The 14,039-nt window shown below is 59.3% G+C and carries 8 protein-coding genes and 1 pseudogene; 2 read left to right on the top strand and 7 right to left on the bottom strand.

From position 1 onward, the window contains the following. Nucleotides 1-147: 147 nt before the first annotated feature. The 6 genes and pseudogenes from PVZ80_RS02195 to PVZ80_RS02170 form a co-directional block, all read right to left on the bottom strand. Nucleotides 148-3,174, bottom strand: coding sequence for a two-partner secretion domain-containing protein (locus PVZ80_RS02195; RefSeq protein ID WP_273863376.1), 3,027 nt, complete (start codon nucleotides 3,172-3,174; stop codon nucleotides 148-150). 73 nt (nucleotides 3,175-3,247) lie between these two features. Next, a pseudogene (locus PVZ80_RS02190) lies at nucleotides 3,248-4,933 on the bottom strand (ShlB/FhaC/HecB family hemolysin secretion/activation protein). Nucleotides 4,934-4,997: 64 nt separating this feature from the next. Further along, on the bottom strand, nucleotides 4,998-5,741 hold the full coding sequence (locus PVZ80_RS02185; protein WP_371920943.1) for a fimbrial biogenesis chaperone: 744 nt from the start codon (nucleotides 5,739-5,741) through the stop codon (nucleotides 4,998-5,000). Nucleotides 5,742-5,776: 35 nt separating this feature from the next. Continuing rightward, nucleotides 5,777-8,344 carry a fimbria/pilus outer membrane usher protein gene (locus PVZ80_RS02180; RefSeq protein ID WP_009047550.1) on the bottom strand — a complete coding sequence of 856 codons (2,568 nt, stop codon included), beginning with the start codon at nucleotides 8,342-8,344 and terminating at the stop codon, nucleotides 5,777-5,779. A 170-nt stretch (nucleotides 8,345-8,514) separates the two neighbouring features. Beyond that, nucleotides 8,515-9,282, bottom strand: coding sequence for a fimbrial biogenesis chaperone (locus PVZ80_RS02175; protein ID WP_009047549.1), 768 nt, complete (start codon nucleotides 9,280-9,282; stop codon nucleotides 8,515-8,517). A gap of 24 nt (nucleotides 9,283-9,306) precedes the next feature. Continuing rightward, nucleotides 9,307-9,870: a fimbrial protein gene (locus tag PVZ80_RS02170; RefSeq protein WP_009047548.1), complete on the bottom strand. Its 564-nt coding sequence runs from the start codon at nucleotides 9,868-9,870 to the stop codon at nucleotides 9,307-9,309. Nucleotides 9,871-10,390: 520 nt separating this feature from the next. On the opposite strand from PVZ80_RS02170, the gene PVZ80_RS02165 reads away from it, so the two are divergent. Then, nucleotides 10,391-11,020, top strand: coding sequence for a response regulator transcription factor (locus PVZ80_RS02165; protein ID WP_009047547.1), 630 nt, complete (start codon nucleotides 10,391-10,393; stop codon nucleotides 11,018-11,020). 109 nt (nucleotides 11,021-11,129) lie between these two features. Here the strand turns inward: PVZ80_RS02165 and PVZ80_RS02160 are convergent, their stop codons facing one another. Next, nucleotides 11,130-11,618, bottom strand: coding sequence for an Hpt domain-containing protein (locus PVZ80_RS02160; protein ID WP_028681853.1), 489 nt, complete (start codon nucleotides 11,616-11,618; stop codon nucleotides 11,130-11,132). A gap of 786 nt (nucleotides 11,619-12,404) precedes the next feature. Here PVZ80_RS02160 and PVZ80_RS02155 point away from each other — a divergent pair. Beyond that, a partial coding sequence (locus PVZ80_RS02155; RefSeq protein ID WP_273863375.1) for a VCBS domain-containing protein occupies nucleotides 12,405-14,039 on the top strand: 1,635 nt, incomplete at its 3' end.

Genomic DNA, 14,039 nt, shown 5'->3' with positions numbered 1-14,039 from the left:
GCCGACCGGCCTTGGTTGTGCATGGACGACCCGCGTCGCGGGGCATCCGGAAAGAGGTAATGGATCCTGAAAAAGCCGATACGCCATGCCGCGGCATGGCGTATCGAGAACCCGCGATACCTGGGTATCAGCGGGTCGTGCTGCTGGTTACTGAATGACCCCGTAGTTGAGGCCGGCCAGAGGTACCTGGGCCGCTTCACCCGATACCGAGTTGAACCTCATCTCGCCGTAGTTGACGCCCACCAGACCGCCGTAGGTCTGGCCGATACGAGGATTGAAGTTGATCTTGCCGGTGGCCACCGATTGACGAACGTTGCCCATGTTCAATCCGACCAGACCGCCCAGGTTGGCGTAGTAACCACCACTCACCGTGCCCAGGGCCAGGGAGTTGAGGATCTGGCCATGGTTCTGCCCTACCAGCCCGCCGACATTGCTGCGTTGGTCACCAAAAACCGGGCCCTTGGCCGTGGCGGTTTCGATGTTGGCGCCCTGGGTGCGACCGTTGGTACCCACCAGGCCACCCACGAAGCTGTTGGTCCCGCCCCTGACTTCGCCACTGGCTTCGACCGAACTCAGATCGCCGTCGTTGTTGCCGATCAATCCGCCGACATGGCTGTTGGTGCCCGCCATGACCTTGCCACGGGCCACGCCGTGACTCACGGTACCGCGATAGTTGTTGCCGATCAGGCCGCCGGTGCTGCTGTTGGCGCCGGCGGTGACATTGCCCAGAGCCTCGGCGGTGTCGATCTGGCCGTAGTAGTTCTGGCCGACCAGGCCGCCCACGTTGGCGCCCGAGTTGTCATAGACTGCACCGGTGGCCTTGACGTCGTTCAGGGTGCTGTTCTGGTTGTAGCCGACCAGACCGCCTGCCGAGGCACTGCCGTAGCCAGTCACCGCGCCGCTGGCGCTGGACTCCCTGATCGCACTGTTGGTGTTGAACCCGACCAGGCCGCCGATGTTGCTGGCGGCATTACCCCGCACCGCTGCCGAGGAGCTCGAGCGCTCGAGCGTGCCATTCTGGTTGTAGCCGACCAGACCGCCAATGTTCAGGCCGCCGTAGCTGCTGGTGATGGTGCCGCTGCTCGAAGAGTCAGCGATATAGCCACCCTTGTTGCTGCCCACCAGCCCGCCCACGCTACCTGTGGTATTGCGCTGCATGTAACCCGAAATATTGACGTTAGTCGTGCTGTTGGTGATGCTGCCGACTCCGGCCAGGCCGATAATGTTTTCACCGACAAGCCCACCGATCGAAGAGGTGTAGGTGTTGCCGGTCACGTAGGAGGTAGGCCCCACCGACGCACGATCGATAGCGCCACCCGCGTTGAGACCGACCAGGCCGCCCACGACGTTGGTGTTCGCCGCGCTGGCGTTGACGCGCAGGCCAGTGGCGCTGATGTTGGTCAGCATGCCGCTGTTGAGTCCTACCAGGCCACCGATATTGCTGAAACCGGTACCCGAGGTAGTGCCGTTGACGGTCATGCTGGCCAGCTTCAGGTTGCTGATGCTGCCCGAGTTGGCGGCAAACAGACCGACGTTAGGCCCGGTATTGGTCACCGTGAAACCGCTGACGGTGTTGCCCAGGCCATCGAAAACGCCAGAGAACTGGCTATTGCCGCCAATGGACTTGAAGGCGCCGTAACCCTTGATATTGGTACCCAGGACATACAGGCCGTTGAGGTTGTTATTGACCGCCTGCAACTGCGCGGTGTTCTGGATGACGCCATATTGCGAGCCATTGGAGTCGAACGCCGCGCCCATACCGGACAGGGTCACCGTTGCGTTCTGCCCCAGGGCATAGCCATCGCCATGGTTCAGCCCGAGGCTACCGTTGGCCCCGCTGAGGGTCACGTTGCCATTGAGCCGGACCCTTTTCTCGGCGTTCATTTCGACCCGGGCATTGGCTCCGGTGGCGGTCAGCCCGCCATTGAGTTCAATATCGCCCTTGGAAGACAGCTTCAACCGATTGCCGCTGTTCCAGGTGACAGGACCGCCCACCACCACATCGCCGGAACTGCTGGCCAGCTCGATATTGGTGGTCGCCAGATTGCTCGACAGGGTATCAGCGTAGGCCGTATCGCTGCCCGATGCCGCGGTCGGGTTGACCTTGGCGGTGTTCGACGTGATCTTCCAGTTGCCTGTCTGGCCGTTGCTGGCCTGGGTATTGACCCGGCTCGCCAGTTGCACCTCGGTGTTCGCGCCCTTGGTCTCGATCAAGCCGCCGTTGCCCACGGTACCGATAGCACTGGCGGTCATGGAGCCAGCCACCAGCACCTTGCCCACATCGCCACCGTCGAGGGTGATCTTGCCGGCGTTGCCGCGCAGAGTATTGGCCTCGATGGAGCCCTGGTTGTTGACCACGGTCTGCAACATGTCGCTCGCGCTCTTGGCGGTCATCAGCACCTGGCCGCCGTCGGCCTTGAGCAGGCCGCCGTTTTTCACCAGGGCATCCACTGCGGCACCCTCGACTTGCAGGTTGAGCAGGTTGTTGCCGTCGAAGTTCAGGGTGAACTTGTCCCCCGCGCCCAGCGCCACCCGGCCCATTTGCGCCTGGATCACCCCATCGTTGCGCACGTTGGCCCCCAGCAGCGCGACGTTGCCGCCCTGGGCGGCAATGATGTCGCCGTTGTTGATGATCTGCGCCGGCGAGCTGCCCGAGAACGTGTAGTTGCCGGCCTCGAAGTCTTTATTGTCAATGTCCCGAGTCGAAGCCACCAGGCCACCCACGTTGACCTGGGCACCCTGGCCGAACACTACGCCGTTGGGGTTGACCAGAAACACCTGGCCATTGGCATTGATCTGGCCCTGGATATCACTGGCATTGGTACCGACGACGCGGTTCAGTGCAACCGAGTTTTTAGTGGGCTGGTGGAAGGAGACCTTCTCGCCCTTTTTGACGCTGAAGTCGTTCCAGTTGGTGATCAGCTTTTCACTTTTCTGGTTGATCGACATTTCCTTGCCATCGTTGAAGGTCAGGATATTGGCTTCCCCGGAGACATGGGTATTTCCCGTCGGCAGGGCGAATGCCGACGACATGGCGCCCACTCCCAGCAGGCTGACAGCCGCCACGACCATGCCCTTGCGCGCACCCGACTTGCGCCGGCGACGTGCCCCTTCATGAGCCACATTCCAGCACGCCAGGGCCTGGTTCCAAACCAGTGCATACATCTTGTTCACGATGCTTCCTCTTCTTTAAAAAACGCTCTGCAAACCATTTGCAGGGCGACACCACTCCTGCTACGAGCAGGTACTAGAAATATTGCGTCGCGTTCATCCAGACCTGGGGGCGGCGCTCCGGCTTATCCCGAGTCTTGCCGTTGTCATGCAACGGCCAGGCGAGTGTCAGGTTGACTTGCTGCGAAGGCCCCACCCAGTTGGCGCCGATACCGGTCGCGGTGATCCGGCGGGTGTTGTTCTCGGAGGTCCAGGGCTGGCGGTTGACCTTGACCGTGCCGCTGTCGGCGAAGGCGCTGAGCTGCCAGCGCGGCGCCAGGGCATAGCGCAGTTCGGCGCTGGCCTGCCAACCCTGGTCGCCGCTGCCGGCGCCCACCGGATAGCCGCGCACACCGTAGGGGCCGCCAAGGCCGAGCTTTTCCGAGCTGTCCAGGTTGTCGTTGGCCCATTGCGCACTTAGCCGGGTGTAGAGCTGGAAGCGATCGCTCAGGCGCTGCAGGCGCGCCGCATTGAGATTGAGCTTGGCGAACTCGCCCGAGGTGCCCGCGGTGCGGCCATCCTGGACTTCTTCCTCACGGTCGCCGAAACGCAACCGCCCGCTGCCGTAGGACAGATCGAAGAAGTTCTGGCCGCCCCCGAAAAAACGGTCCTGGCTGTTGCCACTGAGGCTCAGGGTCCACAGGTCGATCTGTTTGCGACTGCTGAATTCGAACAGGTCGATATCGTCACGCAACCGCTTGTCTTCGTATTGCAGTTGCGCAGTGAGGTCGAAGGTGCGGCTGCGCACCAGCGGCTGGGCGACGAAGAAACTGCGGAAGCTGGCGACACCGTGGTAATCCAGTACCTCGAAGTTCCTGCCCAGGCGGTAGCTCATTTCCGAGTACGCCCCGCCGATGCGGGTCGACCAGGGGCCGACCGGCAACTAGTAGGCCGCGCGGAAATAACGCTGCGACTCGTCGCTGCGCATCGCGCGCAGGCTCAGCTGGTCGCCAAGACGCAAGGGGTTGTTGAGGTTGAGGCTGCCCCCCAGGCGGTATTCGCCGGTGTAATAACCGCCGAAGTTGTCCGCCTCCAGGGTGCCGTTCAACAGTGGCCCGGATTCGGTATCGACCACCAGGTCGGTGGTCCCGTATTCCTGGCCAGGACGCAGGGTACCTCGGGCCTGGACCCCGGGCAGGTCGCTCAACAGCAAGAGACTGCGTTCCAGGTCCGCGTCGTATACCGCCTCGCCGCTGTTCAGCGACGACAGCGGCGCCCGCACCACTTGATCCAGGGCGCGCGAACGGTTCTGCACTTCGATGCGCCCGTAACGCCCCTCGACCACAGCGATCCGCACCAGGCCGTTTTCAATGTCCTGGGGTGGCAGGAAAGCGCGGGCCAATACATAACCCTGCTTCTGGTAATAGTCGGTAATCCGCTGTGCAGCTCCACGCAAACCAGCCAGGTCCAACTCCTTGTCGTGCAGGTCGGCCAGCAGTGCCTGCAAGCGCTCGGTGGTGAAAACCTGGTTGCCCTCGATGGCAAACGTCTTGACCTGCAGCCGGATTCCGGAGGTGTCCGGGGCTGCCGGCGCGGCGGGTGTCTCGGCCTTGGGCAGGTCCAACTCCAGCTCCGAAGGAGCAGGCTGCGCCGGCTGGACCGACTCGATGTCACGCATCGCCTGGCCGGCGTTGGGCACCTGCAAAGCCAGGGCGATATCGGGTACTGCCAGTGGCAGCAGCGCCGCCAGGACCAAACACGACCCGCGCCACCCCGGACTCATGCCCACAGGCGCTCGGCCACTGCCGCATGGCGACGTACTCGTCACGAATCTGCCCATCGCAAAACTACTGTTGTAACCGCGCACTTCCACTCAGCGTCTCCCCGCTGTCTACCGCCACCTGGTAACGAACGACCGTCGCACTGGCGACGGCTGCCTTTTTTGCTGCGGGCAGGGCGATACGGGTCGTGCCGAAAGGCTCGAGCGTGATCCCCTGCCAACTGATCGATTGAGTCCCGCTGCCCAGCTCCAACTGCGAGATGGACACGTAGTAAGGCGCCCGACTGGTGGCCAGCAGCGCCATCTGCCCGTCCGGCCCCGGGGTCTTGTCGAGGCTCCAGAGCACCTGCCCGATTGCCTCGTTCGCCTTGCCGGCAAGGCCCGCAGGGCGGTACAGCAGCTTCATGCGCATGCGATAGGCCAGGCGCAGCACATTGCTGTCGGTGGTCGTCACCGGCGGCACTTCGAGGAAGTTGATCCAGAACACCGACTCGCGATCGCCGGGCAAGGGTTCGCCGGTGTAACGCACCACCAGGGCGCTGCGCTGTTGTGGGTCGAGCCGTGAAATCGGTGGCGACAGGACGAACGGCACCGTCAGGCGACTCGGGTCGGTGTGCGTATCCCCCCGGTCCAGCCAGGCTTGCAGGAGGATCGGCGCATCGCCGGTGTTGCCGACCCTGACCGTCAACGCCGAGGCATTGGCCGGGTAGATGAAGCGCGTGCCGGTAATGGCCAGCGCCGCCTGGGCGTCGACGCACAGCGACATCAGCAACCAGGCCGACAGCAGGCCGCCACGGATCCGCCGAGCCATGGCCGAGGAGCGGCGCAAGCCGCATGCCTGTTGCATCAGCCGTTCCTCGCCTGGGCGGGTGCCCCGCCAGCGTCGGGAGGTACCGGGCGGCATGGCAGGTCGAACACCTCATAACCCTTCGCCTCGACAGTCTTGGCAGGCGCCGCATCGCGCTCGGGCAGGCGGTAGTCGATCAGGCATTGCTGCCCGGGCTGGTCACCCCATTCGACGCGGATCGAACCCTGGTTCTTTTCGCTGCGCAGCACCAGGCGACTGCCCTGGCCGACCGCGCCCATTTCCACCCCGCTCTCGGCATCGGTGGCGATCGCGGCAAACGGCAGGAGCGCACCATTGGGTTGCAGGCTGTTGATCAGGAACGAGCGCGCCTTGCGGGTCGGGTACGACAGCATCACCACGGCCCCCGCCACCGGCGCGGTGTTGCGCGAGCTCACCTGCAGCTCGACGTCGTCGGGCATGCCCTGCGGGTCGATATCCACGGTGTTGAGCTGGAAAGGCGTCAGGCTGGGCACCACTGCGTAACCGCTGCCATTCACCCGCGCGCCGCTGTAGCCGACCCCTGCGCCCTTGGCATGAGGCGCGTAGACCAGGCCGCTGGTCTCACTCAGGGTCTGGGCAAACGTCAGCCCTCCGGGGTGCAGGATCATGCCGCCGGAAGCGCCGATGGACGCCTGGCGGTAATCGCTGCCCTGGGAAAAACTGGAACTCAAGGCCACCTGGGGCAAGGAATAATTGAGACTGGCGTTGTGGCTGGTTTCCCGTTGCTTGTCATCACGGGAAACGGCCACGGCATAGGAGGCTTTGCCCGCGTCGTCCACTGTTCCGGAAACGCCGCTGGTCAAATGGGTTCCCGTGCTCTGGTCGTGACTGACGAAGTTATTGAGCACCGTTGCACCCCGGGTCTCACGGCCCAGCGGGATCGTAAGGGTCAAACTCAAGGTCGTATTGCTACTGACTGCCCGACGCCCTGAAGACCGGTTCTGTCCCAAGGTGCGCTGTACGGCGAAGGAATAGCTGTTGCCCCGCCACTGATTGCTATAACCCGTGGAAAAACTCAGGGTCTTGCCTTGTCTATTCCAGTAATTGAGCGCCGAACCACTGGCATAGAAATGCCCACCAGTGGCCTTCAACTGCTGGCTGATATTCACATCCAGCCGGTCACGCATTCGGGAGAAGGCTTCCACCCGTTCGCCGTCCTCGACGAAGTCCTGCAACGCGACCGCGTCATGCAGTCCCAAATAACCACGGGTCGAGTAGCGATAAGCCAGTAACGAGAAGTTGGTACCGCTATTGGGCAGGTTCTTGCTATAGGAAAGACGCAGGCTCGTCCCCTTCAGACGACCCCTTCTGGGCACGTTGGTTTTGGCCTGGGTCACATCGAAGGCAAAGCCCCCCACATCGGTATTGAGCGCGCTCCCCATCAGTACCGACATATAACTGCCCGTGACAGCACTGCCGATGTATCCGGTAATGTCGTTATCCAGACCGTGCTGGGCTGTCCCTTGCAGCACATACTGGTTACTGCCGCGCAGCCCGGGATCGATGATCTGGCCGGCGGTGAAGCTGTATCGGGAGTTTCCAGGGCGCAGTAATTGAACAGTCGTGGCGAAGGGCACGGTAAAGCTGCTGCTCTTCCCGTTGGCCTCGGTCACAGTGACGTTCAAGTCGCCGCCGAAGCTGGCGGCTTGAAGATCGCTGATTTCGAACGGTCCCGGCGCAACGGACGTTTCCGAAATCAAGTAACCACGTTGATAAATAGAGACCTTGGCGTTCGAGCTGGCCGTCCCCCGGACAACAGGCGCATAAAAACGCTCGTTGTCGGGCAGCATCCGGTCATCGCTGGTCAGTTGGGCGCCGCGAAACGATACGGAGTCGAACAGATCGGCATTGGTGACGCTTTCGCCCACCAGCAACTGTGAGCGCCATGCCGGCAATTCGGTCTGGCCGTAGATGGAGCCACGCTGATAACGGCTACCCGCTTCCGGAGACCAGGTCAGGGTGCCGTTATGCCGCAAGCGCACCGACCCCATATTGAGCCCCATGTTCAGACCGGCGTAAGCGTCGGTCTGGGTTCGGCCGTTATTCTGTGCACTGAACAGGTTGGTGTTGTAGTTGAGCAGCCCTGCAGAAATGCCGCGATCCCAATTCGCCGGATCGACATAGGTTTTCGACCGGCCTTTCTGCAGGAAATATTGCGGGACCGAAAGATCGATCGTCAGCTTCTTGAGATCGATCTTCGTGGTGAGACCAGGAATGTAGCGAGCCAGGTCGGCGCAGTAGGTGCCCTCCGGCATGCTTTCGGCGGAAGGTTGCGCCGAAGCCTTGTCCAGATCGATACCGGCACGGACCAGCAACGAACGCTCATAACAGGGCTGGCCCCCTTGCGGCCCATGGGTGTCGCGAAACTCGATGTTCTGCGTGGCACGCCACTGGCCATTTACCAGCAGGTCGATGCGGTAATTGCCCGGAATGAGAAATCCCTGGCGCTCAAAGCGGCTGGTATCGATGGGGGCACCTTCGGTCTGAAACAACATCTGCGAATCGAATACCACGCCCTGCCCCGCAGGCTCGGCAGTGGAAGTTTCGGCCCATGTTTCAGTCGCCATGACAATCGCCGCCGTAGAAACAAGACCTAGAAAAAACCGAACTGGGCTCCAACCGTACGAAACTAACGCACAAGCAAAAACAGCCAGATGACTACGCTGGACGTTCAACATATTCGATACCGGCATGCAGCCAGGTCATAGAGATGACAAAAACTGCAGGGTGAGAAAAGTTACAGGGGCAATGGTTTTTCAAGCACCCGCCGCCCACCGAAGTCATTAATGACCTCGTAATGAACAGAGGCTTTGCGATAGGTCTGAGGAGCCCGTTCGGGTAATGGGAAAAACCCACTACTGAAAGGTGCGATCATTTCATCTTTAACTGCAACCCGTCGCCCATCCAGAGCAACTTCTATCTTGCCGAAAGAAACGTAATATGCAGTCGGATTAGTCACCTGAACTCCCAGGCGATTCTCGACTTTACCTTTTCCATCTGGATGCCTGGCCTGTTTGAATTGCCAATCGAGCTTGTTCGCCACCAAGTCCACATCCGACTTCAGGTTCTTGGGTCGAAAGAACACTTTGATTCGGGTTCTGAAGGTAAACTGCAAGACATTTTCATCGACTTCCTTGCGTGGAGGTGTTTCCAGTACATTGAGCCAGAACAAGGATTCCCGATCTTCTGCAAGTTTTTCACCCGTGAAGGAAACACGCAGTGAAGCTGAACTGTCCGAATCCAGGCGAATCACCGCCGGGGACACCAAAAATGGAACTTTCATTTCCTCGGGCCCCTTAGTTGAATCGCCATCATCAATCCAACTTTGGACCAATACAGCAGAGGCACCGGTATTGTTCACTTTTATTGTCACTTCACGAGCATCCGACGGATAAACCAGCCGAGTACCCTGGATGACTACCGACGCCTGTACGATTCCAGAACATACGCCCAAGAACATGACGCCGAGAACGAAAGAAGAAAAAATACGCGCTTTCGGCGTCATGAATCACTCCTCGGGCGCTGGTCTTTACTTATACGACAGGGTGTATCGAACGAAGGAGTTACCCGAACCCGCACCAACACTAGCCGCGGTCGCAACATAGTTCGCCTTGAACTTGAGGGTTGCAGTGTTGGCTGCAACGGTGGCGACCTGTGGCGTGGCTTCCGACTGACCGAGCGGGATTTTCGTGCCAGCAGCGACATTGTCGTTGAACACCTGGATCTGCACGCCGGTGGCAGGCGCTGCGCCGATCAGCTTGAGGTTTCCGGTCGCCGAGTCGACGTTGCCCACTTGGTCAAAATCAACGACGACCTTGGTTCCATTGGCACATTGCGCGCCGGACAGCACCAACGCGAACTTCTCGAACGGAGAAGCATCGCCAATGGCCTTGAAGATCGAAGGAGAGATGCGCCCCAGTTCCACGTTGGTGATGTTGTTTTCACCCGGTGCCTGGCCGTTGATATTGCAAGTCACGTCAGAGATGCTGCCAGAGAAGTTAACCACGCCATCAGTGGCATGAGATAACGAAGGAACAAGCGCAGCAAGCATCAAGCTGGAAGTTGCCAGGGACAGTAAAGATGTGCGTTTCATGTGATTTCCTTGTTCACGTTGATCGGCAAAAGAAGTGCAATCTATTTGATTGTTCTCCCGGTTCAGCCATGACCAAATCACACCGGCCATGGCAGCCCAAGCCTCTCTCACTCAAAGTCTAAGTCAATGGGTCGACAACAATAGCAAGCTCCTTTAGGTGCCCCATGAAGAACCCCCAAAGGAAGCCGTAGCTTACCGATCAGCCTTCGAATTTGAATTGAGAGACGGCCGAAGCACCCATCAGAAATATCTTAATAAACCGCTCATTGATTTCGTCTTTACTTATGAGACAAGACTGTGTACTTCTTCAACGCGCGCGTGTTAGCTGAACTCTACCAAGTGCTCGCGTCGCAGTAGCCTGAACCAGGCCAACTCGCTACTCAATAAAAAATTAAAGGAGTCTACCCGTAGGCCTGCGCAATGAGCGCCGACAAAAAGGCCCAACCTCAATGAGAAGAATTGAATATAGAGAGTAAGAATATAAAACCTACACGCATAACCAATATAGAGAGAGCACACTATGGGATCCATAGTCATAGTCGACGACCACCCCCTGGTCAGGATTGCATTGAAAGTCATACTTGAGCGTAACGGGCACCATATCGCCGCCGAGGCAGACAATGGCGTCGACGCCATTCAAGTTGTTCGTACCCATAAGCCGGACTTGGTAATACTTGACCTCGATCTACCGCAACTGGACGGGCTATCCGTACTTACTCACTTCAAGGCCAATAACTTCCTGGTAAAAACACTGATATTGACTTCCAGCGACTCAAAGAACTTTGCCGTACGTTGTTTGCATGGGGGCGCAGCAGGGTTCATCTGCAAGGACGAAGCGCTGGATGAGGTGGGAGATGCAGTAAAAGCATTGTTATCAGGACATACCTATTTTCCTGAAAGTTCTCTGCTCCTGTTGCAGGAAAGCATTCACACCAACCAGATGCAAAGCATTGCCGCCTCCCAGCTGACCAACAGGGAAATCACCACATTAAGGTTATTGGCACAGGGTCTTAACAACAGGGAGATTGCAGCGACTCTGCTTATCAGTCACAAAACGGTCAGTACTTACAAAGTAAGACTCTTGAAGAAGTTCAACACCACCAACCTTCTGGCCCTGATTGAAATAGCCAGGCAGAAAGGAATCATATAGGCCTCTTGCGAACCCCAGCAACGCATGGACATCTGTCTGTTCCAGAATCAGCGTCTTATCGGTTTTGCGACGGGACATCGAGCACTACTCCCTTGGAGCAGCAGAGGAATCAGCGCTCACGAGGCAGTTCTCTCAGATTGATTGGCCCATCATCCTGTATGGCTACAAGACAGATGTCCTTGAGGTTGAGCAGCGCCTGCTCGACCCACTGCGCCCTTTCCAGCAGCACTGGCCAGGTCCCTGCGATACTGATTTCCCTCAGGCGCTGGCAGCTGGAGATCAGCGGCTGGTACTTCAATACACAAGCCGCACCCGCCATCTTGTGGCACAGCCTGGCAATGGCTTGCCGATCTTTTTGTTCGCAGTACGCCCGCAACAGTTCAAGGTCTTTGATCTGGTAAGTCCGTACCTCCTCGATGAGCCGTCGGGCGACTTGCTCATTGTCGCCAGCAAGGTCCATGAGCCTGCCAAGCACCTCCAGCAACGACTCGGCGGAACCGACCCGAATAGCGTGAAACACCTCCTCATCCACGCTTCCTCCTGCGTTGAAGCTTGGTGTCTCCGGCGTTGCGCCGGCCTGTGCATCCTGCCTATTCATATCTGCCTCCTTGCTCACTTGAATATGCCGCAGCCCGTTCATCGAATACGGGTCAGGCTAGGCAAAACTCCTGGAGGCGAATATCAGACGTTTCTCAAAGCGCTGAATAGGGCGGCTTTACTGAGGGAGTCCCCAGACATTGAAGTCCGGAGAGCATGAAAAAACCCCGCCAGAAAAATGCTCTGCCGGTTTTTTTAATAACTGACGCTGCAACTTGCGGCCACCCAGCACTGGCATGAGTCAGCCAGCCCTTGCCGCATAAGGGTTTCAGCCAATTGAGCCGCATCAGTGCCGGGTACCTGCGAGCATTTCGCCAAAAACACATCGACACAATATTGACACCAAAACACCCGCCCGTCGGAATATTGGCACTTCGTACTGTTACTCCCGGTTAACACCTTTACAAGGCCTGACCCCACAACTAAACAACTATCCAACTGATATCAGGAAAGGCCGTACTCCTGAATCGGCACGACCCAGCTTCATCCAGCCATTACTTCAGGAGTCCCTTTCATATGGGTGCTCTCAGGCTATTGCGCACCCTGCGCAGCGCAGCTCCAGGCTTGGGCTCATGTTCGCCCAACCGCTCCTGCGACTCGCTTTTCAAGTACGGCGAACTTCTTCACCTGCACGCCACCTGCGTCCCTCTTCCGGCAGGCCCAGACGGCCGACGATGTCCGGGATCAGCTCGCACCGCTCCTTGACACCCTGAGCGGTACAAGCATGGGACTTCGTCCTGTCAGCAGGACCTGGCGATTCTAAAAAAAGCATTCTCGGGAGAAAGACATGGCTACCACTACAACGACCAGCGGCGGCACCACCACTTCGTTTTCCAATACACCGCAGGCGCAGGACGACATTTTCACTACAGGTGTCATTGGCACGAGCAGCGCAGCCATCACTGAAGACCTGCTGGGAATCGTGTATCTGGACGTCATGTCCAATGACCTGGGCGGCAATGCAAAGACACTCTGGTCACTCGATAACGCGACCAGCCTTTCTACTGCTACCAAGATTTATGCTCCGGCCGATCTCCTGGTCCAGGACACGAGCAGAGTCGAGGCGACGAGCTCCGACACCAGCTTCAATGGTGCAAAAATCTGGATTACGTCGGATGGAAAAGTCGGCTACGACGCCGCGACCTTATCGACGGCTTTCAAGGCGCAACTTCAAGCGCTTGCTGCCGGAGCGTCCCTGACAGACAGCTTTACGTACGCGATTCGTCTCGGCAATGGCACGCTCAGCTGGGCCACTGCGCAGGTGCAATTTGCCGGTGCGAATGACAGTGTGACGATGAGCCTCGGCACACAGGCCGGTACCGTGACCGAAGATGCGGCCACGACAGCGAGCCCGACCGACTTGCACAGCGCGACGGGCACGATTGCCTTTAGCGATGTCGATCTGAGCGACACGCATACCGCCTCGTTCGTGGCGGCACAAGGCAATGCCACAGCGCTGGGCAACTTCGCCCTCGCCTCTGTGACGGAAGCCGCCGATACGGCCAACGGCACCGTCAACTGGACTTACACCCTGGATAACGCGGCAGCCCAGTCCCTGGCTCAGGGTCAGACGGTCAGCGAAACTTATGTGGTCACCATCAGTGACGGGCATGGCTCGTCGACAACGCAGAATGTGACCATCACCATCACCGGTACCAACGACCAGGTGCAGATCACCAGCGGCGTACAGAGCGGAGATGCCAAGGAAGACAGCGGCGACTACGCTGCCAGCGGCAACATCACCTTTACCGACGCCGACCTGATCGACAGCCACAGCGTTACCGTCACGCCGGGCGCTTCGGGCTACCTGGGCAGCTTCACTACAGACCCGCTGAACGACAGCACCGGCACGGGCAGCGGCTCGCTGGACTGGCACTTCGCGGTAGACAACACTGCGCTGCAGTTCCTGGGCGAAGGCCAGACCGTCACCCAGACCTATAACGTGGCGATCGGCGACGGCACGGTGCAGACCGTGACCATTACCCTCACCGGTACCAACGACCGGCCGACGCTGACGATTGCCGACACTACCGGCGCCATGAGCGAAGGCAACGCTGCGGCCACACTGAACGACAGCGGCGCCCTGAGCTTTGCCGACCTGGACAACATCGACGCGGTGACTGTATCGCACACCGCCAACGGCAACATCGCCTGGAGCGGCGGCACGCTCGATGCGGGTGTAGCTTCGGCACTGGTGGCAGGCTTCTCGGTCGATCAGAACAGCTGGGACTACAGCAGCAGCCAGAACCTCGACTTCCTCGGTGCGGGTGAAACCATCACCTTCTCGTACAGGGTGGTCGCCACCGACAACAGCGGCGCGGCCAACGCTGCATCGGCGACGCAGACCGTCAGCATCACCATTACCGGCAGCAACGATGCGCCGGTACTCAGCTTCGCCAGCGGCAACGATGCCGGCGCAGTG

This window comes from Pseudomonas sp. B3G-3 (assembly GCF_028640915.1).
GTDB classification, from domain to species: Bacteria; Pseudomonadota; Gammaproteobacteria; order Pseudomonadales; family Pseudomonadaceae; genus Aquipseudomonas; species Aquipseudomonas chlororaphis_I.
The sequence above is the reverse complement of the archived record's forward strand: the minus strand, read 5'-3'. Positions and strand labels throughout refer to the sequence as shown.

What these genes read in the sequence shown, in the direction of transcription:
- PVZ80_RS02185 (WP_371920943.1), bottom strand. Translation starts at nt 5,741, where the DNA reads ATGGCTCGGCGGATCCGTGGCGGCCTGCTGTCGGCCTGGTTGCTGATG.
- PVZ80_RS02180 (WP_009047550.1), bottom strand. Translation starts at nt 8,344, where the DNA reads ATGGCGACTGAAACATGGGCCGAAACTTCCACTGCCGAGCCTGCGGGG.
- PVZ80_RS02175 (WP_009047549.1), bottom strand. Translation starts at nt 9,282, where the DNA reads ATGACGCCGAAAGCGCGTATTTTTTCTTCTTTCGTTCTCGGCGTCATG.
- PVZ80_RS02170 (WP_009047548.1), bottom strand. Translation starts at nt 9,870, where the DNA reads ATGAAACGCACATCTTTACTGTCCCTGGCAACTTCCAGCTTGATGCTT.
- PVZ80_RS02165 (WP_009047547.1), top strand. Translation starts at nt 10,391, where the DNA reads ATGGGATCCATAGTCATAGTCGACGACCACCCCCTGGTCAGGATTGCA.
- PVZ80_RS02160 (WP_028681853.1), bottom strand. Translation starts at nt 11,618, where the DNA reads ATGAATAGGCAGGATGCACAGGCCGGCGCAACGCCGGAGACACCAAGC.